Here is a 2,000-nt window from a genome sequence, read left to right as displayed (position 1 = left end):
CATCACACGACGCTAAAACAAACAGCGTAGACAACACAAGCAACATTGTGTGCCATTTCTTTGTTAAAAAAATACTCTCCATAATGTAATCTTTTATAAATTTTAAGGTTTTGTATGCAGCCAATATACAACAATTACGATACAAGACAATAAAAGGATTCTTTTTTTAAGGTTTATATCGCATAAATCCCCCCAAATACCAAGAAATAATTCCTGCCTTTCTGAAAAAAGCAAATCTACAGCTGAAAACGCTATTCATGCAGCAAAATGAAAGTATTCTTAGTATTTAAGTGACACGTCCGTTTTTCGGAAAAGACTAACGGAAGAGTAAACCATGTAAAAAACGTTATAAAAGCCGGAGCAACGCTTGCACCGCTCCGCCGGATTGCTTGTACCGAACACGAACAATACTTGTGCGGAACGCCAACAATGCTTGCAATCCGGCCCCAGATTGCTTGTCAATAGCCCTGAAAAAGCATGTCCGACGAAAAAAAACGGCACTTCCGCATTCCGAAAGTACCGTTTCCGTGTTTCCGGCTCCGTTTTTTCCGTTTCCGGAGCCTGTTTTTATTCTATTTCAAATGTAAAGTTTTCGCTATACGTCTATAAATAAGGCAGAAAGGCGTTCCCCGCTCCGTTTTTTTCCACCGAGTCCGCCTCGCGTCCGAAATACGCGATTCTAGCGGGGTTGGGGAATCAAAGTGTCACTTTGACAACGCAGATATCCGTTTCTCCAACTTCTTTTTCAAGATTCCCTTCCGATAGCCTTTCCATATCTCCAGTATCTTATTCTTTTTCCAACGTTACTACCATCATCGGAGATACCTTCACACTGGCCTCCTTCATGCCGATAAAGGCCACCTTGAGTATGGCGCCGCTGGGAGCAGGCAACGAGAACTTACCGTCCACATCGGTCACGGTACCTTTGTTCGTACCTTCAATCAGAATCGAAGCGCCGATGACGGGCTCGCCCTGCGTGTCTACTACCAGCCCGCTGACCTTCACCTCGCCATCCTGCACACCGGCCGTGGCAGCCTTGGTACGGACGTAAAGAACACCTTTCTTTCCCGCCTCGCCATAAAGTGAGACAGCTGCCTGAGACTTCAATACGGTAACCGACTCAATCTGGTCGGGCGACAAACTCTTGAGGGTAGCTTCATCCGACACTTTATCGTCAATCACCACCAACGCCTTCTGAGCATTGTCCGACACGCGGATGGTAGCCACCGTACCAGCCAAAGGTTTCGGCTCCTCCTTCTTCAGCGTGACCAGCATGACGGCTTTCTTGCTCTTGTCCGTCGTATACTTTGCTATATCGGACGGTTCCTTCAGCACGCTGAAAGACTGGATGCGGCTGGGATTGAGAGCCTGAAGTATTTCGGGGGTCACCTCCCGTCCGTCCACCAGTATCAGTATGTCCGCATGGTCGGTAGTACTTGCCCCCCTTATAATAAGGGGCTGGTTCTTTGAAGCGACTTTCTCATTGCCCTCATCCAGCATGAACTTGACAGGTACGGTAAACTTCACCGGCACCGGCTTTCCGCCCTGCATTCCCGGCTTCCACTTGGGCATAGCGTTCACCAGACGGATGGCTTCGGCATCAAAATCGGGCTCCACACTACGCAGCACTTTCGCACCGCTGATGCTTCCGTCTTTATTCACTACAAACTGAACCGTTACGCGTCCCTGCATACCGGCCTCCTTGGCCGCTTCAGGATAACGCATATTCTTCTTGAAATACTCCATCAGCCCGGCCATGCCACCATCAGGATATTCAGGCATCTGCTCCACCACTTCGAAGACGGGCGTACCTTTCAGGTCGTCTTTCACTTCCTGAGGCACATGGATTACGCCCGGCGGCAGCGTGTCTTTCACTGCTTCGACCACACTTTCCGGCAGATTTGTTTTCACCATTTCGGCCAAATCATTAACTTTGGCGCTTGAAATTTCGTCGGTCACAGCCGACACTTCGGGACGGGCAAAGGCCGTTACAGCCAGTG

1 protein-coding gene is annotated in these 2,000 nt (G+C 49.0%); it reads right to left on the bottom strand.

Annotated elements, in window-relative coordinates; genetic code table 11:
* Positions 1-786: 786 nt before the first annotated feature.
* The coding region (locus QVP67_RS08500) for an energy transducer TonB (RefSeq protein ID WP_288180043.1) at positions 787-2,000 on the bottom strand (1,214 nt) is incomplete at its 5' end.

The sequence above is a fragment of the Bacteroides sp. CAG:633 genome, assembly GCF_000435115.1.
Lineage (GTDB): Bacteria > Bacteroidota > Bacteroidia > Bacteroidales > Bacteroidaceae > Bacteroides > Bacteroides ndongoniae.
The sequence above is the reverse complement of the archived record's forward strand: the minus strand, read 5'-3'. Positions and strand labels throughout refer to the sequence as shown.